Raw genomic sequence first — 21,659 nt, 5'->3', positions numbered from 1 at the left:
AAAGTACGAGTTGACCTTTAGCTAGCAGTGATGCTCAGTACTGAAGCTGGCAATCAAGAGATTGATAGTCTAACGAGCAAGACTGGGTGCAAGGTCAGTCAGTAAAGACATAGCTGCCCTTCTTAAGATAGGAATAGAATGTGAGCACAGTCGAGATAATCGCTAAATACATCAGGGCAGCAAGCAGCCAGCCAGGGCCGATACCAAAAACGGCTACCACCAGTGGTGCCAGCCAAAACCAGAAGTTAACCTTGGCTACCCCTGTGGGAGTGGGAAACTCAATGTTACGACTCCGGCGTTTCCAAAGATATGTGCCTACGCCGGCAAGCACCGCAACTCCTCCGGCAAGCGCAAGCACCGCGTAGGGATAGGGATTTAAGGGCATCAGGCTGTCTGCCCTTGAAAACAGTCCCGCGGCTATCGCCAATATTAGGCTGGGCATAAATAATATCTCGTCAGCCACCAGGTCGAAAAGTGACCCACCCAGGCTCGATTGTCCAAGTCTACGGGCTAGTAAGCCATCTAGTCCGTCAGTAGCCGCGGCAATAAGGATTAAAATGCCCGCCGCCAGGAATTCTCCTTGCCACAAGAGCCAAGCGATGATACCAGCCATAACCACGCGCACTGCGGTTATAACATTGGGTACATTGAGTGCCAATTTCAATTCCTCTTTTGATGCCTGTTTATCCTTTTTCTTCGATTTCATGAGCGTAGGACACTCCTTCCTGTTGTTATGAGAAGGCAGAATAGCATGACATTTAGATACCTGTCAATCATGGGTAGCGCGGAAATTGCCATATCGAGTGCTATTTATTACCACACGCCATGCACCAGTGCCTTGCGCTCAGACGGATAGTCAGAAAAATGGGCCTTAGAGTCGTGGCTTGCAGATTATTTCCTTTACCCTGAGGGAAAAGGCATCATGAGCGTGGGCTGGCTTAAGTACGATAGCTGTATCGGCCCCCCTTACCGTCCCCCCTATTGCTATGACCTCTCCGTCCGGGCTTACAAGGCCAGCGTCAGTAGCCATAATACTTATCTCAATGGCTACCTTCACCCCCTGACCGAACATCCTAAGCGTATTAGCCATGAAATCTCCCAAAACGTGTGTGTTAAAAGCTCTTCTTACCGCATGAGATATACCACCGAAGGCATGAGCGCCGGTGAAAATCTCCGCCCCCAGCTTCTCTATTTTTTTTCTGTTTTCCGGAGTAAGTTCCTGCGTGCCCGGAGCTGTGAAGCCAGCCGTGTGGGATACCACAACAACTCTATAGCCCTTGAACTCCTCGGCAGCCTTAACCCCGGTATCACCCGTCGTTGAAGCTACCACAATTGTCTTTATGTCAAGCTCCTTGGCCCTGACTTTGACTAACTTGAACGTCTCCTCCGTGTTGTCAGGGCCGAGAGAATCGAAATAAACAATGCTGGCTTCTCTTGTCATAGTCGCTCCTTTTATACCAAAGAACTAGCTCACACTTGAAACAAACACCGCTATTCAACCTTGAAATATGCACTGCCCTTTTAGATGGGTTTCAGCACAGGCAAAAAATCTTAAGCATTATACATACTTTTGTCAAACTGTGATTTATTCACTTTCTTAAAAAGTTCAAGTTTAACCCACTAAAAATATTGACAAATTGGGAAAAGTATGTTAGCGTGTTAATGAAAAGGATTTCATTTATGATGTTTCATAAATTGTTAAGCATTTTAATATAATAAGTTGAGGAGAATCAATAGATGACAAAACCAACAGCGATAAAAAACCAAGCAGAGGAAGAAGAACCTCCTGGCATCGCCACCACAAGAAATGAAGTGGTGGCAGAGGAAGAAGAACCTCCAGGTAGGATGGCCGTTACCGATGGTACGGCCGTTATTAATGAATACAGGCTCTCCGTCCCTATACCAGAGCAAAATTGGAACGATTGGAAATGGCAGTTTCGCAACCGAATTACCACTGTTGAGAAACTATCCACTCTAATTCCCCTTGCAGCTAAAGAAAAAACTCAGCTTAAACTAGTAACCACAAAATATCCTCTTTCAGTAACACCTTACTACCTCTCCCTAATTAACACATACGACCCAGATGACCCTATCCGAAAACAGGCAATACCTTCTTTCAAAGAGATAACGCTTGGCAGTGTAGGTTTTGAAGACCCTCTTGGAGAAAAAAGGGATTCCGTGGTCCCCGGACTGGTCCACCGCTATCAGGACAGGATACTGATGGTGCTCACAGATATCTGTCCAATGTTTTGTCGCCACTGCACGCGAAAAAGGGAATGGCACAATGGTGGCTGGGTACGCACTCCGAGTGAAATCAAGGCTATGCTGGACTACATCCGCAAGCACAAGACCATCAGAGACGTCATCCTCTCCGGCGGTGACCCTTTGACTCTTTCTACGCATCGATTGGAAGACGTTATCTCCAAATTGAGACAAATAGACCATGTCGAAATAATCCGCATCGGCACCCGATTCCCAGTGGTGCTGCCACATCGCGTAGATGACGAACTGTGTGGCATGCTGTCAAAGTACGGGCCAATATGGCTTAACACTCAATTCAACCACCCCCGTGAAATAACACCTGAATCAGCAGCTGCCTGTGACCGTCTCCTACGAGCCGGTGTTCCAGTGAACAACCAGTCTGTACTGCTTCGTGGCATAAATGATAACGTAGAAACACAGACGAAACTCTGTAATGAACTCCTTAAGATAAAGGTGCGCCCCTACTATCTGTTTCAATGCGACGAGGTTCAGGGAACAGAACACCTACGCACCTCTGTAGAAACCGGAATCAAAATAATAGAGGGTATGCGTGGCCATACCTCAGGTCTGGCTATCCCCACCTTCGTCATAGACCTGCCAGAAGGTGGCGGCAAAGTGCCTCTCCAGCCAAACTATGTGTTGACGCAAACAAAAGAAGAGTTGGTACTAAGAAACTATCAGGGACGCTTCGTCTGGTATCGGAACCCTAGAGATAAAACCGGCTCCGAACCAACTGCTGGAGCAGAGCTAGCTGATAATCTATTTTCCGATAGTCTCAACCAAACACAGCGTCAACTCCAGCCAGTGAGAGTCAGAAATGAAAATAGGTCTCGCATACGACCTTAAAGAGACTGTCATCTCTACCCCTAACTGTCCCGAGGATGCCCTCGAAGAGTATGACTCTCCAGAGACAGTGGAGGCTCTTGCTACTACCCTCGAGTCCTTAGGGCACTCGGTAATCAAACTGGGTGGCGGTAAAGAGTTCATTACCAATATCCTCCATAATAACGTCGACTTCGTTTTCAACATCTCTGAAGGACTGGGTAACTACAAGAGCAGAGAGGCTCAGGTGCCCTCCATTCTGGAAATGCTCGATATACCTTATTCAGGTTCAGATCCCCAGTGTCTGGCGATTTGCCTGGACAAATCCCTGACTAAACGGCTGGTGGCAGCGGCAGGTGTTCGCACTCCAAAATGGCAGCTAATCACAGATTACAGGCAATTAAAACAAATAACCTGTGACGACTTGCCACTCCCCGCCTTTGTAAAGCCAGCCTATGAAGGCTCAAGCAAGGGCATTCGCCTTGGCTCCAAGGTAGAGACTACGGTACAAATAGCCGAAGTAACAACAGAACTTCTCGAGCACTACAAGCAACCGGTGATGGTAGAGGAATTCATCGCTGGTGATGAGGTTACGGTTGGCATGGTCGGTAATTCACCACCAACAGTTCTGGGCGTAATGCGTGTTTTGCCCAAACAGACACATACCTATTTTATATACTCGCTCGAAATAAAACGGGAATGGGAGCAACTGGTAGATTATGAGTGTCCTGCCCGGCTGGAGCCAGAAATCCTGGAAGAAATTACAGATTCAAGCCTTAAGATTTTCAAGTCACTGGGCTGCCGTGATTTTGCTAGGCTAGACTTCAAACTCAACCCCCAAGGGGTGCCTTACTTTCTGGAGATAAATCCGCTGGCAGGGCTCAACTCAAAGAGCAGCGACCTGTCTATTATGGCTAGCAACCTGGGCTGGACATATCAAGCTCTCATTTCAACTATACTCAATGCCGCCTTACAAAGGTACCCGCAGTGCGTCCGAGAATAGCAATCATCTATAATACGCCTAACCCTGACCTCTATAGAACCAATGTAGAAAGGAAAGCATCGCTCGCCATCCTCGACGGAGTGGATGCAGCACACCAAGCCCTGACTGAATCTGGATACCATGTTGCTCGCCTACCCCTGCTGCCACCACTCGAGTCAGCTAGAGACAGCCTCAAAGGATTAGAGGCAGATTTAGTCTTCAATCTCTTCGAAGGCTTTGATGGCTATCCCGAAACGGAGGCAGCCGTAGTCAATTTTCTTTCCGAGCAGGGCCTAACATACACCGGTTGCTCCGGAACTGCCTTATCTCTGGGGCTAGACAAAACAAAGGCGAAGGCACGTCTAGCAGCAATAGGGGTAGACACGCCCAAATACCAGCTGTTAGGCCCCAAGACAATATCTTTGTTTCATATGAACTACCCCTGTATCGTCAAACCGTACGCAGAGGACGGAAGCAACGGTATATCAGAGGAAAGTGTGGTATACGACTTTGCCTCACTGGAAAAGCAGGTGGCAGAGATAAGCAAGCATTTCGGGAGAAGGGCACTGGTAGAGGAGTTTGTTGATGGCCGTGAATTCAACATCACAGTCCTAGGAACCAGCGAACCCAGAGCTTTGCCCATCTCCGAGATAGTCTATTCCCTGCCATCTGAAATGCCCAGGATTCTCACCTTTGCCGCCAAATGGGATCCACAAAGTGTGTACTTCGAGCATACCAAAGCCGTTTGCCCGGCCGAAATAGGCACGGAGTTACGAGAGCACATCGCTCAGACTGCCCTCCTCGCCTTCAGATTGCTGGGTTCTCATGGTTATGCCAGGGTCGATTTTCGGCTGGATGTCAAAGACCAGCTAAAAGTTATAGAGGTAAACCCCAATCCTGATATATCACCTGACGCCGGTGCAGCACTTCAAGCTCAAGCTGCCGGAATGACATATAACCAGTTCATTGAACAGATTGTGCAACTCGCCATTGAGAGAACATAGATGAGAATGAAATTGAAAGTCAGGCCAATGACCGACGAGGACAAGTCATCCATAATGCAGATGTTAAGGAATATGCCGGAATTCAGGCCGACCGAGGTGGATGTAGCCGAAGAAGTTCTCGATAGCTATCTGCACGACCCGATTCGATCAGGATACCATGTCTTCGCAGCTGAAGTCGATTCATCAATCGTCGGCTATATTTGCTATGGGCCCACACCACTGACTGAAGGAACCTGGGATATATACTGGTTGGCAGTCGCCCCAGATCAACAAAGCCAAGGCATAGGGAAAGCCCTGCTGACTTTTGCCGAGGACAACATTAAAGAAACCAGGGGCAGGCTAACTCTCATTGAGACATCCTCCAAGCCAGAATACGAGACAACAAGGCACTTCTATAAATCACAAGGCTATGAACTGGCCTGCTGCATTGCCGACTTCTACACGCCTGGCGATAATAAACTTGTCTTCCAGAAGCGGCTGAGGTAAGCTATACCTCGCGAACCAAATCAACACAGGGTAAGACCGCCTATTGTTCATTGTGAGCAGCATAAGCCCCAAAGCAATCTCTAAGAGGTCAACGTGAAGTCTTGGGAAGATAAGCCAAACAATTGGAAGCCACTTGTTGCTGGTATCATAACCGCTTTTGTACTGATTGCCCTTGTCTTTGCTCTACCACTCAAGGTTATATCCACCGAGACTATTGAGACCTACTACGTCACCGAAATGAGACAGGAAACCTATTCGGTCAGTGAGCCATATGCAGCCGAAGAGGTCTACGAAAAAACCAACGTCTTCGCTGACGGGTTCTATAAAGTCATCCCTAGCGGAATTATAGTTCCTTTCAACATTGATAAACCTAGTGCACAGCTGGTTGGCAAATTCGAAAACCCTATTCCAGGCAGCTTTGTAATCATCACCGCCGCAAACCGCATTCTCTGGGAGACTTTTGGTACTCAAGGCTCTATCGACTTGCCCCTCTCACAAGGTAAATACCGTGCCAGATTCCAAGAAAATGTAATGTGGGGAGAAGACTGCTACATCTATTTAGCCATGAGTTGGACTGAAACACAGCAAGTGACGAAGTATAAAGAGATTATCAAATACCGGGAAGTCCCTGTCCAAGTAGAAAAACAGCGGACGATCACAAAACAAAATAGAATATCAATCTGGGAGCAAATCTTCAAATAAGGGGACAAATACATGGAAAAATCAACAGAAGAGATTTTCAACAGCGTATTAGAAAACGCCAAAAGATATGAGATGGAGAACGGTAATTGCGCCCAATGTGTTATTGCTGCTGTATTTGAGACGCTAGGCATTAAAAATGATGATGTTTTCAGAGCCGCAACTGGTTTCGCTGACGGAGTCGGACTAACCGGAGACGGGCATTGCGGTGCCCTCTCTGGCGGCACTATGGCCATAAGTTATCTTTTTGGCAGAAAAAAGGAAGACTTCAATAAACGTGGGAAAATGATAAAGTCTCTCATCCTGTCCAAAAAACTATATGACGGGTTTATTGAAAAATATGGTGTCTGCCGATGCGCTGACATCCAAACAAGGCTTGCCGGCAGATTCTTTAACTTTTACGACCCGGCTGAAACGGAGGCAGCCATAAAAGCAGGACTGCCAGACAAATGCTCAACACTCACTGGGGAGATCGCCCGACTCACTACCAAAATCATACTAGAGGAAAGAGAAAGGGAAGCTCTAAAGGCTAAGGAGGGGAAATCTTAGACTTGTGACCAGCCAAGACCGTTATAATCTTAGTTACGGAAAAGGTGATTTGATATGCTGACGGAAGGTATATCCATCGGCAAGGCATTCGGCATACCTCTAAGGTTACATTACTCCTGGTTCATCATCTTCATACTCGTCGTCTGGTCACTGACAGCTGGCTATTTCTCGGTTACTTACCCGCACTGGAACCTGGCCACTTCAATAATCGCCGGCGTGGTGACAAGCTTGCTGTTCTTCGGTTCTGTTTTAGCCCATGAACTGATGCATAGCCTGGTAGCTCAGGCAGCAGGCATACCAATCCAATCCATAACCCTCTTTATCTTTGGCGGTGTATCTCAGATGGTCGAAGAACCCAAACAGCCGCAGGTTGAACTGCGCATGGCTCTGGCCGGCCCACTGACCAGCCTGGCACTGGGAGGCATATTCCTGGCAATTTGGTACTGGATAACGAGTGTGCCTGAATTTATAAAGGCAATGTGCTTCTGGCTTGGATGGATCAATATCTTCCTAGCTGGCTTCAACATTATACCCGGCTTCCCGCTCGATGGCGGTCGGGTGTTCCGTTCACTATTATGGTGGCGAAGCAAAGACCTGCGCAAGGCCACACGGATAGCATCCAACGTGGGCCGTGGAATTGGCTACCTGCTTATCATCATCGGCATAGCGATGATTTTCTTCGGTGAGTGGATAAACGGGCTATGGCTGGCTTTCATCGGTTGGTTTCTGGAAAACGCCGCTGCCAGCAGCTACCGCCAGCTAGCCCTTCAGGATATACTCAAAGGGCACCGTGTCAGCGAGCTGATGACGCAGGATTGCCCGATTGTACAACCAGAACTCACCATACAGCAACTGGTAAACGAGCAAATGCTGACCTCCGGCCGCCGCTGCTTCCCCGTGGTACAGCACAATAAAGTCCTCGGGCTCATTACCATACACGACATCAAGGCAGTTCCTCGAACACAATGGCCTGCTAAAACGGTGGGGGAGGCCATGACTCCCCTGGCTAATCTGAAGTCAGTGGGCCCCAATGAAGACCTGGGCACCGTCCTGCGAATATTGACGGAAAATAACATCAATCAACTTCCGGTAGTTAAAGACGGCACCATCATCGGCATGATCGCCCGTGACAATCTGCTTGCCTTCATCAGCGTCCGCAGCGAACTGGGCACATAGCTTCCTGAGCAATGCTCAATATCGCTCACCTATCCTAACAAGTCAGCTTTATACACCCAGTACATTAGTCATCACACATTGGTAATATCTAACCGCCTCGTCTTGCTCTGCTTTGCCTAATTTTCGTATTTGTCAGTAAAATGCTCCAAAATGCTCTTATGCAATTTTTATACTACAAAGTTATTGAAGGTATTGACAAATGCATGTAAGGACGTATAATGACTTCAGACTCACAAAAGGGGGCATTTCAATATGCAAGAATTGCTTACTCCTCAAGAACTAGCAAAATATCTCAAGCTAAACCACACAACAGTGATACGAAAGGCCAATAAGGGCGAGATACCGGCGATTAAAATCGGTAAGCAGTTCCGATTCGACAGAGACCAGATCGATAAATGGCTACTCCAGCAGACGGTGGGCAGGTCAGCCCACATCTTAGTCGTTGACGATGAAGCCGTTATCGGACAACTCTTCAGGGACACTCTGGAGAAAAACGGTTGCCAGGTAACGACCATGGTAAGCAGTCTTGAGGCACTGGAACTTGTCAACAGACAGCGCTTCGATTTGATTTTCCTTGACTTGGCCATGCCTGAACTTGATGGCAGCGAGCTTTTCCGACGCATCAGGAAAATAGACAAGCAGGTACCAATAGCCATCATCACCGGTTATCCGGACAGCGAATTGCTCAAGAAAGCCAAGGAGCATGGCCCTTTTATGATAATGATTAAGCCTTTCACTGATAATGAGATACTACAAGCTGTCCATACATTCAATCAGCAGCCGACAGTCAATGGCCAAACAGGGCAGTAGGAGGTGAAACATGATGTCAAAGAATGTATTGATTGTGGATGATGAGCCAGCAATCTGCACTATTGTGGCCAGAATTCTCTCAAATAACGGGCTCCAAGCGCACACCGTACCCAGTGGTAAAGCCGCTTTAACCAAGCTGGCTGAAAACGACTACGACCTCCTTATAGCTGACATTAAGATGTCTGGACTGGGCGGGAGAGAACTCTACGAGACCTTGAAACAGAAACGCTCCGATATGGCTAATAAAACTGTATTCATCACTGGCGACACAATGAGCAAGGAAACCAATGACTTCCTTGTCTCATCTGGAAGACCGTATTTACCCAAGCCTTTAACTCCGATAGAGCTAATAGACATAATTGAAAGGACACTTGCAGAAAAATGACTGCCGACGATATGAATAAAGTAAAAATCTTGATTATTGTAGATGATGAAGTGATAGGACTTCAGGTCTATCCGCTTCAGACTTCAGACAGTTCTAAAGACCTGCCCCTACATGTTGAATTGCACTTCGTTCAGGCTAACGAGAAACAAAGGAACAGCAATGACGCAATAGGACTACCGCCAGACACAGAGCGCCAGGGCAATCCCGGCCTTCATATACTCTCATCGAGAAGAGCGCCAGAGGCATGGCAAGCCCTCATGAATTGATTATTATCAGAAAGCAAGGGCACGAGTTATGAATAGCAAAAACAAGGCAAAAATTTTAATCGTGGATGATGAGATACGGGTAAGAGAAATCCTTTCCCGCAAGCTGACCGATGATGGCTACCACTGCCTCACCGCCCCTGATGGTAACAGTGCCTTGAAACTAGTGAAAACTGACCAGGTTGATCTGATTTTGCTGGACATTATGATGCCAGGCAAGCCCGGTCCCGAAGTATTGCAGGAAATCAAAACTACGCATCCAGATATTGCCGTCATCATGATAACTGCCATAGCTGATATCCAGACAGCTATAAACCTGATGAGGCTAGGTGCTTATGATTACATCATCAAGCCCGTTGAGCTAAACGTGCTCTCGATTAGCATGGACAGAGCCCTGGAGAAAAGAAAATTGATGATTGAAAACAGAGACTATCAGCTTCATCTGGAACAGAGAGTTGCAGAACAGACCAAGAAAATACGCCAGTCGTTTCTCAATTCCACCACCTCCCTAGCTTACGCCCTAGAAGCCAAGGACAAATATACTCACGGGCACTCGGAGAGGGTGACAGAAATAGCCGTGGCCGTAGCCCGGGAATTAACCCTAGCAAAAGGCACGACCGAGAAGATAAAGCTGGCCGGGTTGCTTCACGATGTCGGTAAGATAGGAGTCAGCGAATTAATCTTAAACAAGCCTGGCAAGCTCACCAGTGAAGAGTTCGAGCTGGTAAAGTCCCACTGTGAAGTAGGTGAGCGCATCTTAAGCCCTATAGTCGAAGATAAGGAAATATTGGAGATGGTCAGACATCACCACGAGCGCTATGATGGCACCGGCTACCCTGATGGGCTATCAGGCGAGCAAATGACACAAGGGAATAGCATCATAGCAGTTGCTGAGGCCTACACTAATATATTGTCGCAAGGAGCCATGGCTCTAGCCGTAGCCGATGCCTATGATGCCATGACCTCAGACCGCCCTTATCGACCGGCAATGTCCGATGAAGCCGCCTGCTCCGAACTGGAAAAGGGTAAAGGTAAACAATTTGCCCCGGTCATAGTCGATATTGTCCTGCACCTCCAGAGCAAAGGTAAAAAAACTATGAGGTTTATTCCTAAATTAAAAAAAGCGGAGGAAAAGAAAAACGCTTTCTGAACATACATATGGACAAGTCTTTCAAATCGCGCAAAGGGACAGATTTGGTACAAGGTGAGATGTAGCTAGGGAGGGAATGTGAAGATAAAGGATGATAGGTTAAAGAAATTACCAACGGGGAAGCAGGAGGCCTCTAATGTATGGGAACGCATAGCCTCCGCAACCACCGACCTCTTGTCACTTGTCGACAGGAATTATATCTATCGAGCAGTAAATGATAGCTACCTTAGAGCATATAATAGGTCACGCGAAGAGATCGTGGGACACCACATCAGCGAGCTTTTAAGGCCTGAAACCTTCGACAAACTCGTTAAAGGCTATTTGGACCGGTCCTTTGCCGGCGAGCAAGTACGCTATCAGTCGTGGTTTAATTACCCCGCATTGGGACGTAGATTTATGGACGTTACTTACCAGCATTATTTCGACATCGACGGGACTATTTCAGGTGTGCTTGTGGACAGTCACGACATTACGGACCTCCACGCAGCCAAAACAAACCTAAGACAGTCAGAGGAAAGATATCGGACCATAATGGAGGAGATGAAAGATGGCTACTTCGAGGTTGATCTTGCCGGTAACTTTACTTTCACAAATGAAGCCCACTGCCGCAATCTAGGGTATTCCAGTGAAGAGCTGATAGGAATGAATTATCGGGCTGATACTGCCCCTGAAGATGTAGATAAAGTATACAAGGCCTTTAATCAGATCTATCTTACGGGCCAGCCAAGCAGAGGCATTACTTTCAAAATGACTCGAAAAGATGGCAGTACTGGGCTAGCTGAAATATCAGCTTTCCCTCTGAAAAACGAAAAAGATGAGATAATCGGCTTTCGGGGAGTCGGCCGTGATGTTACCGAACACGCACAGACGGTTGAAGCCTTAAGGCAGTCAGAGGCGAAGTACCGGACCATCTTGGAGGACATTCAAGAAGGCTATTGGGAGACAGATATTGCTGGCAATTTTACTTCTTTCAATGACGCAGTACGCCACCTGCTAGGATACTCCAAGAAAGAGATGATGGGGATGAATTATCGGGCCTATACCAGTGCTGGAGATGTGGATAAAGTGTACAAGACATTCAATCAAGTTTACCGAACAGGTAAGTCAATCAGAAACACGCATTACGAAATTATCCGAAAGGACGGGAGCAAAAGATTAAACGAGACCTCAGTGTTTCCAAAGCGAAATGACAAGGGAGAGATGATTGGATTCCGCGGGGTTAGCCATGATGTTACCGAACATACGCAGATGGAGGAAGCTCTGAGACGATCAGAGGAAAGATATCGGACTATACTGGACGAGATGCAGGATAACTACTTTGAAGTTGACCTGGCTGGCAATTGGACCTTCGTAAATGATGCCAATTGCCGCCAGATGGGGTATTCCAGAGAAGAGATGATAGGAATGAACTACCGGGCCATCTTCCCTAGTGAAGATGTCGAAAACGTTTATAAGTCCTTTAATCAGGTCTATCTTACAGGCCAGCCAAGCAGAGGTTCTACTTTCAAAATCGTTCGAAAAGATGGCAGTTTTGGAGTGGGTGAATTCTCAACTTTCCCCATGCAAAACGAGAATGGCGAGATAATCGGCTTTCGTGGAGTCGGCCGCGATGTCACCGAACGTATGCAGATGGAGGAAGCTTTAAGGCAGTCGGAGGAGAGGTATCGGACTATTCTCGAGGAGACAGAAGAGGGCTACTATGAGGTTGACCTTGCTGGCACTTTTACCTCCGTAAACGACACAGGCGCGAAGTTGCTGGACCATTCACGCGAGAAACTAACAGGAATGAGCTACCGTTCCATCTTCTCTGAGCAGGAACAGCAAAACCTCTTCAAGGCTTTCAACAAGGTCTATCAGACGGGCCAGCCGGTCAGAAATTTCCACTTTCAAGCTGTTCGAAGGGATGGCAGTAACAGGATTGGCGAACTCTCAATTTTTCCTGCGCGGAATGAAAATGACGAGGCAATCGGCTTTCGGGGAATCGGTCGTGATATTACCGAACGCGTACAGATGGAGGAAGCTTTAAGGCGGTCAGAGGAGAGGTATCGGACTATATTGGAGGAGATACAGGATGCTTACTTTGAGGTTGACCTCGCCGGCAATTTTACATTTGGCAATCCTTCATTCTATCAAGTTCTGGGATATTCTCCCGGTGAACTGATGGGAATAAACTATCGAGCCGTCACCTCTGCTGAAGATGTGGAGATAGTGTATCAGAAATTCAATCACGTCTATCAAACAGGTAAGCCAATCAGCAACCTCGCCTATAAAACCGTTCGGAAAGACGGGAGTACAGGCCATGTTGAAATCGCAGTTACTCCCATACGAAATGAAAAAGGTGAGATTATCGGCTTCCGGGGAGTCGGCCGCGATGTCACCGAACGTATGCAGATGGATGAGTATTTAAGGCAATCTGAGGAAAGGTACCGGACTATACTGGAGGAGATGCAGGATGATTATTTTGAAGTTGGCCTGGCTGGCAATTTCAGCTTCGTAAACGATATTATCTGTCGTCAGTTGGGCTATTCCAGAGAAGAGCTGATAGGTATGAACTTCCGGGCCATCATTGCTAGTGATGATGCCGAAAACATTTATAAGACCTTTAACCGGGTATATCGGGAAGGTCAGTCAATCAGAGCCGTCACTTTTAAATTCGGCCGAAAAGACGGCAGTTCCGGAGTGGGTGAACTCTCAGCTTTCCCTCTGCGAAACAAGAAGGGTGAGATTGTCGGCTTTCGTGGAGTCAGTCATGATGTTACCAAACGCATACAGATGGAGAAGGCTTTAAGGCAGTCAGAGGAGAGATATCGGACTGTTCTGGAGGAAATGCAGGAGCCATACTTTGAGATGGACCTTGCCGGCAGATTCACTTTCTTCAACGATTCATTGTGTCGCCGCTTGGGCTATTCCAAAGAAGAGCTGATGGGGATGCACTATAAGGTGTACACGCCACCCGAGGAATCCCAAAGAGCGTTTGAGGCATTCAATAAGGTATATCGTACAGGTGAGCCAATCAAATTGTTTGATAGGATAAGCATCAAAAAGGACGGAACTCGAAATCTTTCCGAAACATCGGTCCTTCCTTTGCGAAACGAGCAGGGTGAGATAATTGGCTTTCGGGGCCTTACCAGGGACCTTTCCGAGCGCAAGAAGGCAGAAGAGGAAAGGAAGCAACTGGAGCAGAAGGCTCAGCTCGCCAGTCGTTTGGCTTCTGTCGGTGAGCTGGCTTCGGGTGTCGCTCATGAGATAAACAATCCACTGACCGGGGTTATCGGCTACGCTCACCTGCTGTTAGCCAGAAAAGATATCCTTAAGGATATGCGGCAAGATGTGGAGATTATCAATGAAGGTGCTCAGCGGGTAGCCGGCATTGTCAAAAAACTGCTTGTCTTCGCCCGTCAGACAAGGCCGGAGCAAAGATACGTCAACATGAACGAACTTATACATACCACACTCGACCTGCGAGCCTATGAGCTGGCATCCAGCAATATAAAGGTTGCTCTCCAACTGGCTCGTGATTTACCCATGACCATCGCCGACCCCGGTCAACTCCAGCAGGTGTTTCTCAATTTAATTATAAATGCCGAGACCGAGATGAGATTAGCTCATGATAAGGGCAAACTGTCGATTAAGACAGAGCAGATAGATAACACTATCCGGATATCATTTAAAGATAACGGTCCCGGTATAGCTGATGAGAATCTAGGGAGTATATTTGACCCCTTCTTCACCACCAGAGAGGTAGGTCAAGGGACAGGGCTTGGCTTAAGCGTCTGCCACGGCATAGTGACCGAACATAAGGGCAGGATATGGGTTGAAAGCCGGTTGGGCAAAGGAGCTACCTTTGTTGTGGAATTACCCATAGCCACTGAAGACAAGCAGCTGGAGATGCCTGAGCCTGTCATAGAAGAACCCAAGAAGGTGGCTAAAGCCAAGATACTGGTAGTAGACGATGAGCCAGTGATACGGCAGTTAGTAAGCCAGGTGCTGACCGAAGAAGGGCATCAGGTGGAAACTGTGGACAATGCCGCTGATGCTTTAAAAATGGTCAAGAGCAAGAGATACCGCCTCATCTTGCTTGACATCAAGATGCCGGGCATGAGTGGTATCGAGCTATACAAGCAATTTAAAAAGATAGCCCCATCTCTGACGAAAAGGGTAGCCTTCATCACCGGCGATGTCATGGGAAAACGTACTATTGATTTTCTTGACAAGACAAAAACACCTTACATGATGAAGCCGTTTGATGCCAAGGAGCTGAAGGCAAATATAAGGCACATATTAGTCAAAAGGTGACTTCTAAAACTCACCCTCTATAGGAAATCCTAAATCTCAAATACCAAATCTCAAACAATGCCAAAATTCAAATTGCCCAAATTCAAAATGGTTTGGATTTAGAAATTTGTGCTTTGAATATGTTTAGGGCTTGGTGCTTGTGATTTATGATTTTGGGATGGGCGGTATTGGCAAGGTTTAGAATAGCTTAAAGGCAAGCTTTGGAAGTATAATAACCGTGGCATGATTTCAATTTCAAGGCTGCTCTGTGATGCCGTAGGGCCGGGTGACAGCCTTCGCTACGACAGAGGACACCAAGCCGATAGGCAACGACCTATCGTCGTCTGGAACTGCACCAGGAAATGCAATCTTTGTTGTGTCCATTGTTACAGTAGCGCCGGCGAACAAGACCCTGCTGGAGTTTTAACTACCGAGCAGGCAAAATCATTCATCCACGACCTGGCAGATTTCGGTGTACCCGTAATTCTCTTTTCCGGCGGTGAGCCTTTGCTCAGACAGGATATCTTCAAGCTAGCCCACTTTGCCAGAGAACAAGGGATGAGGACTGTCCTGTCAACGAATGGCACTCTTATCTCCGAGAGTTTGGCCAATGAAATAAGAAATGCCAGCTTCGCCGAGGTTGGCATAAGTCTGGATGGCATAGGTGCTAAAAACGACCGATTTCGGGGCAAAAAGGGCGCCTACAAAGCTGCTTTACAAGGTATCCGAACCTGTGTCGTTCTGGGACTAAGAGTCTCCTTGAGATTGACCATTACTCGCTACAACTATATGGCAATACCAGCTATCTTCGACCTGGTGGAAAGAGAGGGGGTAGAGCGAATCTGTTTTTACCATCTTGCCTATGCGGGACGAGCAGGCAAGTTAATCAGAGACGACTTAAGCCATTCCCAAACCAGGGCAGTAGTTGATTTAATCTGTGACCGCACCATAGACCTTTATCAGCGTGGACTTACCAAAGAAGTCCTTACCGTGGACAATCACGCCGATGGCGTTTATCTTTACCTTAAGCTGCAGAGACAAGACCCGGCACGTGCTGAGAAAGTATTGGCTTTGCTCCGAGCCAATGGCGGCAATAATTCAGGCATCCGCATAGGAGCAGTTGACGAACTGGGGAATGTTCACGCCGACCAATTCTGGCAGCACTACTCATTCGGCAACGTGCGCCAGCGTAAATTCGGCGATATCTGGCTGGATACTTCAGACCTGCTGATGCGCCGACTCAAAGACAGAAAGGGATTACTCAAAGGACGCTGTGCCAGATGCCAGTACCTCGAGTTGTGCAATGGCAACCTACGGGTGCGTGCTGAGGCCGTTTCCGGCGACATCTGGGCTGAAGACCCGGCATGTTATTTGACTGATAGCGAGATCGGACTTGTTCAATGACAAGAGAATTGGTTAGAGAGAGCCGAGTCGAAAAAGAAGACATTACCGCTAAATTAAAGATGGTAGCCTGGGAGATAACCCGAAGTTGCAACCTGTTTTGCGCTCACTGTCGGTCCTCTTCCACTGCCGGTACCTATAAAGATGAACTTTCCACCGAAGAATGCCTCCGCCTGATAGATGGCATACTGGAGGTAAGCAAACCTGTCTTGATCCTCACCGGTGGCGAACCACTTCTGCGCCAAGACCTCTTTCAAATAGCAGGATATGCCGCGACAAAAGGACTAAGGGTGGTAATGGGCACCAACGGTACCATCATCACCGAGGACATTGCCGCTAAGCTGAAGGCAATACCCATATCGAGGGTGGCTGTCAGCATAGATTTTCCCACAGCCGAGCTTCAGGACGAGTTCCGTGGTAAGGCAGGCGCTTTCCAAACAGCCATTTCAGGAATAGCCCGATTACGCCAGGCAGGCATCGAAGTTCAAATCAACAGCACCATCACCAGGCTAAATATGAAGTATCTGAATGATTTACTGAACCTCGCCATTGAGGTAGGAGCGGTTGCCTTCCATCCATTTATGTTAGTGCCAACAGGCCGGGGCAAGGGACTCGGAGCAGTAGAAATGTCTCCAGAAGAATATGAGCAAATTCTAAATTGGGCCTATGATAATCAAAAAGAACTGGGGAACAGAATATTCTTCAAGCCCACGGATGCCCCTCATTACCAGCGAATAATGAGACAGAGAAGCAAGGAGAGCAATCCGCAAGAAACATTGCTTGGTGCGAAACCGGCAATGAGAACCAGAGGTCACGCCATAAACTCTATAACACGAGGTTGCCTGGCTGGCATTAGTTTCTGCTTCATCTCCCATAGGGGTAGAGTGCAGGGGTGTGGTTATCTGGATGTGGAAGCCGGGAATATAAGAGATATGAATTTCAGACAAATCTGGACGAATTCAAGGCTGTTCCGTGAATTAAGAGACGTATCGAACATCAAGGGAAAATGTGGCATCTGCGAATACAAAAGCGTTTGTGGCGGCTGTCGGGCCAGAGCCTACGAATCAACCGGCGATTTTCTGGAAGCTGAGCCGTACTGCATATATGAACCGTTAGCACTTAGAAAGAACAGATAGATATAGGCCATGGAATTCGATGACATAGACAAAAACCTGCTCAACATCATCCAGGCAGATTTCCCTTTGAGCCGAGAGCCGTTCACCGTCCTGGGGCTGCGTCTAGGTATAGCAAGTAACGAGGCAATCCAGAGGATCGAGCGGTTAAAAGCAAAAGGAATCATCCGCCTAATAAGTCCCGTTCTTAATCCAAGAAAGCTCGGCTACCAGACTACCCTGGTAGCAATGAAAATTCCCCCAAAACAGCTAAATGAGGCAGGTCAAATCATCAGCGCACATCCCATGGTAAGTCATTGCTACGAACGCGGCCATGACTTCAATTTCTGGTTCACACTAGCCATGCCTGTAGCTGAGGACATAGGGAGCAAAGTTTATGAGTTGGGGAACAAAATCAAAGCCGAGGCAACATTAAACCTGCCAGCAGTAAAAACCTTTAAGATAGGAACTTACTTCGACCTTGTTGGTCATAATATGTCAACGCCAAATATGGTTTCCCATTATAACAGGCTTTCGGGTACTGACTTCGAGCTATCTCTTGCAGACCGGGCTGTCATCAATGAATTGCAACAAGACCTTCCTGTAACAACGAAGCCCTTTGACTCAATGGCAACAAGACTATCAATGGATGTAGACGAATTTTTAAGCAACTGCCAGACCCTTTTGCAGCGCAGAATTATGCGACGCTTCAGCGCCTCCATAAGCCATAACAAACTTGGATTTACGGCTAATGCAATGGCCTGCTGGAGAGTACCATCGGATACGGTGGAGACAGCAGGCAAAAAGATAGCCACACTCCCACAAATAAGCCACTGCTATCAAAGGCAGACAGGCCCTATCTGGCCCTACAATCTATTTGCCATGATGCATGCCAAGGCTAAGGAGACCTGCCGAGCCATAGCTGATAAAATATGCTCAGAGACGGGGCTTGACAGAAATGCGCTGGTACTGCTTTTCAGCACCAAAGAGGTAAAAAAGACCAGGGTTAGATATCCAGTATGAAAAGGCACGAGAAAGCATCTCCATACTATCCTATTGTACTCAATATTCAAGGTAAGAAGTGCCTGGTGGTCGGTGGAGGCGACATAGCCCTGCGCAAGGTACAAACGCTGCTAGAACACGGCGCTAATGTGGAGATTGTCAGCCCCACCTTCTGCCCAGAGCTGAATCGACTGGCAAAAGATGGAGCCATCCGAGCAATCCACAGGGACTACAAGCCAGAAGATTTACGGGATGCCTTTATCGCCATAGCCGCGACCGATGATACCAAAATAAATGAAGGCGTGGCTACTGAAGCAAGAAAGCTGGGAATATTAGTAAACGCTGCGGACAACCAGGATAGTTCCGATTTTATTGCCCCTTCCTATTTCAGGCGTGGTGACGTTATCGTCGCTGTCTCCACATCCGGCAAAAGCCCAGCACTAGCCCGAAAAATCAGGCACGAGTTAGAAAAAGGCTTTAAGGCTGAATATTCCCAACTAGCCATGCTTGCTGATGAGATTCGCTCTGAACTTAAGCAGGATGGAATTACAGCCAGCAGCGATGCCTGGCAAGAAGTCCTAAACCTGAACTCGCTTATTGAGCTGCTGAGACATGGGAAAAACCGAGAAGCCAAGGAAATCATGCTTAAGAAACTAAAGACACTGGAACAAAAAGAACTATGAAGAAGTCGCTCGGAATACAGATTCATGTGATGGGTGTGAATCACAGCACCACGCCAATTGAAATCAGAGAGAGGTTGGCAGTAAGCAGTGACCACATCTCCGATGCCCTGAGCCTGTTGCGTAAATACGTATCCCAGGGACTCATACTTTCTACCTGCAACCGTATTGAGGTCTATGCCGTGACCGACAGCGGTTACTCTTCCCAACCAGGCATAGACTTCCTCAAAGCCTGGGCAAATATCTCGGATGCCGACCTATCGCCATATCTTTACTGTTACCAGAATGAGGCGGCAGTCAAGCATCTCTTTTGCGTAGCTTCCGGGCTTGACTCTATGATTATCGGCGAGTTCGAGATTTTAGGGCAGGTGAAGCAGAGCCTGGAAGAAGGCAACAAGGCTCGTATGGTAAGACATCCGCTACGAAACCTTTTCCATCATGCACTTAGGGTGGGCAGACAGGTAAGGGAGAAGACGGGGATCAGCAGGAATGCCCTTTCCGTGAGCTCTGTGGCAGTTGAGCTGGCAGCCAGGGCTATCGGCGATTTGACCAGATGCAAAGCCCTTATCATCGGCACTGGAGAAGCCGGAAGATTAGTAGCCAAGGCCCTCAAAGAAAGAGGTATCGCACAGATTACTACTACCAGCCGTTCGTATGAAAAAGCATCAGCTCTTGCCACAGCACTGGGCGGAAACTCAGTAGATATAGGTAGTCTTGGCCAAGAGCTGATTACCTGCGATATAGCCATCAGTTGCACCGGAGCACCTCACGTTATACTTGACCTAAAGACATTAGAAAATGCCATGTCAGCTCGCTCCAACCGCCCTCTGGCAATTATTGACATCGCTGTCCCTCGTGATGTAGAGCCAGGGGTAAAACGTATTAGCAATGTATTTCTCTATGACATTGACGACTTCATCCATCTCTCAGAACTGAACCGCAAACAGAGAGAGACTGAGATACATAATGCTATGGAAATTGTGGAATCCGAAGTTAAGAGATTTACCTCCTGGTGGCAGTCTTTTGAAGTCAAGCCGGTAATAAGCAGCCTGGTGAGAAAGGCAGACTCCATACGCCAGACACAGCTTGATATGACCCTAAAGAAGCTACGGCAGCTATCTGCAGAGGAGCAAGAGAGCTTGGAGGCTATGACCGAAGCCATAGTGCAGAAGATACTTCATGACCCCATTCAGTACCTCAAGAAGGATACCCACAAAAGAGATGACTACATTACGCTGGTCACCGAGCTTTTCCAGCTCGACAGAGATGAGCCCGAATGAGGGAAATCACTATCGGTACCCGCGGCAGCAAACTGGCTGTCCTTCAAGCTGAATGGTTGCTGACCAAACTCAAAGAGGCATTCCCTGGGCTGGAAGCTCGCCTTATCAAAACAACAACCAGAGGCGACCGATGCAGCGCTACCACCCTGGACAAATTTGCCGGGCAAGGTATATTCGTCAAAGAACTGGAAAAGGCACTTCTGGATAATCAAATCGACTTAGCCGTCCACAGCCTTAAGGATTTACCAACAGAAATTCCTGACGGGCTGACGCTAGCTGCGACAACCACAAGGCTTGACCCCAGAGATGTCCTTGTCTCCAGGGCTGGAAGGCTTGCCGAATTTGCCCCAAGTTCAAAGATAGGTACGGGAAGTCACAGGCGTGCTGTTCAGCTACTCGCCCTTCGCCCTGACCTTAGGATATGCGATATACGGGGGAACATTGATACCCGACTACGAAAGGTCTGTGATGGCGAAGTTGACGGTGTCATCGTAGCAGCTGCTGCCCTGATACGCATGGGCTGGGAAAATAGAATAACAGAATACTTACCAATAGAGCATTTTACGCCAGCGGTGGGACAGGGAGCATTGGGAATAGAAACACGCTCCGAAGACAAGGAGATTACAGCGCTATTCTCCGCAATAAATGATGAGCCGACATGGCAATGCATAACTGCTGAACGAGCATTCTTGCAGGCGCTCGGTGGTGGCTGCCGTGCGCCAATAGCTGCCATCGGCACCGTTTCAAACAACGTCTTAAAACTAAGCGGAATGGTGGCCAGTGCCGATGGTGACCACATTCTGCGTGCCACCAAAGAAGGCGATGCACTACACTACGAGCAAATTGGAAAGCATCTAGCTCGGAAAATGACAGAGATGGGTGCACTTCAATACATTGCTAAGCCAAAATCTCAGTGAGCAAGCCAATACAGAGCCAGACATAAAGAGGTCTGCTTGCTTATGGTTGTTTTATGGCTGTAACGCCTCTTCAGCTAGCCCTTCAACATCGAGGCCATCAATATTAACAGCATAAAAGTACAAAGAATTAGTCCCAGATAGGCCGAGGGCTTCCTTTGCCGCCAAGTCATTTGTAGGTATTGCAAAATTTTCGACAACAACCCCACTCTTGCCCACATATTGTTCGAATTTCGGATTTGGGGCTGATATAACTTTTACTCTCTGTCCTATTGCATATTTTGCTTCTTCCATCACACTAACTCCTTTTATAATACCATCGCTAGTTGAGCTGATGTTCCCATTTGCCTTACCATTTCTCTCTTAGATATTTTAGAGTTTCCGGTTAACATTTCGCAATTCCTATA

General features: G+C 47.6%; 21 protein-coding genes. 18 read left to right on the top strand and 3 right to left on the bottom strand.

All coding sequences use genetic code 11. From position 1 onward, the window contains the following. Window positions 1-94: 94 nt before the first annotated feature. Window positions 95-706: a CDP-alcohol phosphatidyltransferase family protein gene (locus tag FJ023_00400; protein ID MBM4445806.1), complete on the bottom strand. Its 612-nt coding sequence runs from the start codon at window positions 704-706 to the stop codon at window positions 95-97. 165 nt (window positions 707-871) lie between these two features. Then, window positions 872-1,441 carry a hypothetical protein gene (locus tag FJ023_00395; protein MBM4445805.1) on the bottom strand — a complete coding sequence of 190 codons (570 nt, stop codon included), beginning with the start codon at window positions 1,439-1,441 and terminating at the stop codon, window positions 872-874. A gap of 404 nt (window positions 1,442-1,845) precedes the next feature. Between FJ023_00395 and FJ023_00390 the strand changes: the two genes are divergently transcribed. The 18 genes from FJ023_00390 (at window position 1,846) to hemC (ending at window position 21,255) form a co-directional block, all read left to right on the top strand. After that, entirely contained in the window at window positions 1,846-3,108 is a 1,263-nt protein-coding gene (locus tag FJ023_00390; protein MBM4445804.1) for a KamA family radical SAM protein, read from the top strand. Next, entirely contained in the window at window positions 3,080-4,087 is a 1,008-nt protein-coding gene (locus FJ023_00385; protein ID MBM4445803.1) for an ATP-grasp domain-containing protein, read from the top strand. The genes FJ023_00390 and FJ023_00385 overlap by 29 nt, the downstream gene beginning before the upstream one ends. Next, window positions 4,012-5,070 (top strand): ATP-grasp domain-containing protein, encoded by a 1,059-nt coding sequence (locus tag FJ023_00380; GenBank protein ID MBM4445802.1) that lies wholly within the window; start codon window positions 4,012-4,014, stop codon window positions 5,068-5,070. Before FJ023_00385 ends, FJ023_00380 begins: the two co-directional genes overlap by 76 nt. Then, window positions 5,071-5,556: a GNAT family N-acetyltransferase gene (locus FJ023_00375; protein ID MBM4445801.1), complete on the top strand. Its 486-nt coding sequence runs from the start codon at window positions 5,071-5,073 to the stop codon at window positions 5,554-5,556. A gap of 93 nt (window positions 5,557-5,649) precedes the next feature. Continuing rightward, complete coding sequence (locus tag FJ023_00370; protein ID MBM4445800.1) at window positions 5,650-6,258, top strand: hypothetical protein; 609 nt, start codon at window positions 5,650-5,652, stop codon at window positions 6,256-6,258. 12 nt (window positions 6,259-6,270) lie between these two features. Next, window positions 6,271-6,804, top strand: coding sequence for a C_GCAxxG_C_C family protein (locus FJ023_00365; protein ID MBM4445799.1), 534 nt, complete (start codon window positions 6,271-6,273; stop codon window positions 6,802-6,804). A gap of 54 nt (window positions 6,805-6,858) precedes the next feature. Beyond that, the gene (locus tag FJ023_00360) at window positions 6,859-7,980 is read left to right on the top strand and encodes a CBS domain-containing protein (protein ID MBM4445798.1); all 1,122 of its coding nucleotides are present in this window, start codon (window positions 6,859-6,861) and stop codon (window positions 7,978-7,980) included. A 252-nt stretch (window positions 7,981-8,232) separates the two neighbouring features. Then, window positions 8,233-8,790, top strand: coding sequence for a response regulator (locus FJ023_00355; GenBank protein ID MBM4445797.1), 558 nt, complete (start codon window positions 8,233-8,235; stop codon window positions 8,788-8,790). 10 nt (window positions 8,791-8,800) lie between these two features. Continuing rightward, window positions 8,801-9,175 (top strand): response regulator, encoded by a 375-nt coding sequence (locus FJ023_00350; protein ID MBM4445796.1) that lies wholly within the window; start codon window positions 8,801-8,803, stop codon window positions 9,173-9,175. Continuing rightward, window positions 9,172-9,441 (top strand): hypothetical protein, encoded by a 270-nt coding sequence (locus tag FJ023_00345; protein MBM4445795.1) that lies wholly within the window; start codon window positions 9,172-9,174, stop codon window positions 9,439-9,441. The genes FJ023_00350 and FJ023_00345 overlap by 4 nt, the downstream gene beginning before the upstream one ends. Before the next feature lie 28 nt (window positions 9,442-9,469). Next, window positions 9,470-10,588, top strand: a complete 1,119-nt coding sequence (locus tag FJ023_00340) for a response regulator (protein MBM4445794.1) — start codon at window positions 9,470-9,472, stop codon at window positions 10,586-10,588. Window positions 10,589-10,666: 78 nt separating this feature from the next. Then, window positions 10,667-14,884, top strand: coding sequence for a PAS domain S-box protein (locus tag FJ023_00335; GenBank protein MBM4445793.1), 4,218 nt, complete (start codon window positions 10,667-10,669; stop codon window positions 14,882-14,884). 222 nt (window positions 14,885-15,106) lie between these two features. Then, window positions 15,107-16,267: a radical SAM protein gene (locus FJ023_00330; GenBank protein MBM4445792.1), complete on the top strand. Its 1,161-nt coding sequence runs from the start codon at window positions 15,107-15,109 to the stop codon at window positions 16,265-16,267. Beyond that, the gene (locus FJ023_00325; GenBank protein ID MBM4445791.1) at window positions 16,264-17,400 is read left to right on the top strand and encodes a radical SAM protein; all 1,137 of its coding nucleotides are present in this window, start codon (window positions 16,264-16,266) and stop codon (window positions 17,398-17,400) included. The genes FJ023_00330 and FJ023_00325 overlap by 4 nt, the downstream gene beginning before the upstream one ends. A gap of 9 nt (window positions 17,401-17,409) precedes the next feature. After that, window positions 17,410-18,399, top strand: coding sequence for an Lrp/AsnC family transcriptional regulator (locus FJ023_00320; GenBank protein ID MBM4445790.1), 990 nt, complete (start codon window positions 17,410-17,412; stop codon window positions 18,397-18,399). Continuing rightward, complete coding sequence (locus tag FJ023_00315; protein ID MBM4445789.1) at window positions 18,396-19,061, top strand: bifunctional precorrin-2 dehydrogenase/sirohydrochlorin ferrochelatase; 666 nt, start codon at window positions 18,396-18,398, stop codon at window positions 19,059-19,061. Before FJ023_00320 ends, FJ023_00315 begins: the two co-directional genes overlap by 4 nt. Then, on the top strand, window positions 19,058-20,338 hold the full coding sequence (locus FJ023_00310; GenBank protein MBM4445788.1) for a glutamyl-tRNA reductase: 1,281 nt from the start codon (window positions 19,058-19,060) through the stop codon (window positions 20,336-20,338). The genes FJ023_00315 and FJ023_00310 overlap by 4 nt, the downstream gene beginning before the upstream one ends. Next, window positions 20,335-21,255 carry a hydroxymethylbilane synthase gene (gene hemC / locus FJ023_00305; protein MBM4445787.1) on the top strand — a complete coding sequence of 307 codons (921 nt, stop codon included), beginning with the start codon at window positions 20,335-20,337 and terminating at the stop codon, window positions 21,253-21,255. Before FJ023_00310 ends, hemC begins: the two co-directional genes overlap by 4 nt. A 51-nt stretch (window positions 21,256-21,306) precedes the next feature. Here the strand turns inward: hemC and FJ023_00300 are convergent, their stop codons facing one another. Further along, window positions 21,307-21,546, bottom strand: coding sequence for a hypothetical protein (locus FJ023_00300; GenBank protein ID MBM4445786.1), 240 nt, complete (start codon window positions 21,544-21,546; stop codon window positions 21,307-21,309). Between the last annotated feature and the right edge of the window lie 113 nt (window positions 21,547-21,659).

It is taken from the genome of Chloroflexota bacterium, assembly GCA_016875875.1.
Lineage (GTDB): Bacteria > Chloroflexota > Dehalococcoidia > GIF9 > UBA5629 > 9FT-COMBO-48-23.
This window is presented reverse-complemented; position numbering and strand designations above follow the sequence as displayed.

Bases quoted from the DNA above. Each gene is read 5' to 3' on its own strand.
- FJ023_00400 (MBM4445806.1), bottom strand. From the start codon at position 706: ATGAAATCGAAGAAAAAGGATAAACAGGCATCAAAAGAGGAATTGAAA.
- FJ023_00395 (MBM4445805.1), bottom strand. From the start codon at position 1,441: ATGACAAGAGAAGCCAGCATTGTTTATTTCGATTCTCTCGGCCCTGAC.
- FJ023_00390 (MBM4445804.1), top strand. From the start codon at position 1,846: ATGGCCGTTACCGATGGTACGGCCGTTATTAATGAATACAGGCTCTCC.
- FJ023_00385 (MBM4445803.1), top strand. From the start codon at position 3,080: ATGAAAATAGGTCTCGCATACGACCTTAAAGAGACTGTCATCTCTACC.
- FJ023_00375 (MBM4445801.1), top strand. From the start codon at position 5,071: ATGAGAATGAAATTGAAAGTCAGGCCAATGACCGACGAGGACAAGTCA.
- FJ023_00365 (MBM4445799.1), top strand. From the start codon at position 6,271: ATGGAAAAATCAACAGAAGAGATTTTCAACAGCGTATTAGAAAACGCC.
- FJ023_00360 (MBM4445798.1), top strand. From the start codon at position 6,859: ATGCTGACGGAAGGTATATCCATCGGCAAGGCATTCGGCATACCTCTA.
- FJ023_00355 (MBM4445797.1), top strand. From the start codon at position 8,233: ATGCAAGAATTGCTTACTCCTCAAGAACTAGCAAAATATCTCAAGCTA.
- FJ023_00350 (MBM4445796.1), top strand. From the start codon at position 8,801: ATGATGTCAAAGAATGTATTGATTGTGGATGATGAGCCAGCAATCTGC.
- FJ023_00345 (MBM4445795.1), top strand. From the start codon at position 9,172: ATGACTGCCGACGATATGAATAAAGTAAAAATCTTGATTATTGTAGAT.
- FJ023_00340 (MBM4445794.1), top strand. From the start codon at position 9,470: ATGAATAGCAAAAACAAGGCAAAAATTTTAATCGTGGATGATGAGATA.
- FJ023_00330 (MBM4445792.1), top strand. From the start codon at position 15,107: ATGATTTCAATTTCAAGGCTGCTCTGTGATGCCGTAGGGCCGGGTGAC.
- FJ023_00325 (MBM4445791.1), top strand. From the start codon at position 16,264: ATGACAAGAGAATTGGTTAGAGAGAGCCGAGTCGAAAAAGAAGACATT.
- FJ023_00320 (MBM4445790.1), top strand. From the start codon at position 17,410: ATGGAATTCGATGACATAGACAAAAACCTGCTCAACATCATCCAGGCA.
- FJ023_00315 (MBM4445789.1), top strand. From the start codon at position 18,396: ATGAAAAGGCACGAGAAAGCATCTCCATACTATCCTATTGTACTCAAT.
- FJ023_00310 (MBM4445788.1), top strand. From the start codon at position 19,058: ATGAAGAAGTCGCTCGGAATACAGATTCATGTGATGGGTGTGAATCAC.
- hemC (MBM4445787.1), top strand. From the start codon at position 20,335: ATGAGGGAAATCACTATCGGTACCCGCGGCAGCAAACTGGCTGTCCTT.
- FJ023_00300 (MBM4445786.1), bottom strand. From the start codon at position 21,546: ATGGAAGAAGCAAAATATGCAATAGGACAGAGAGTAAAAGTTATATCA.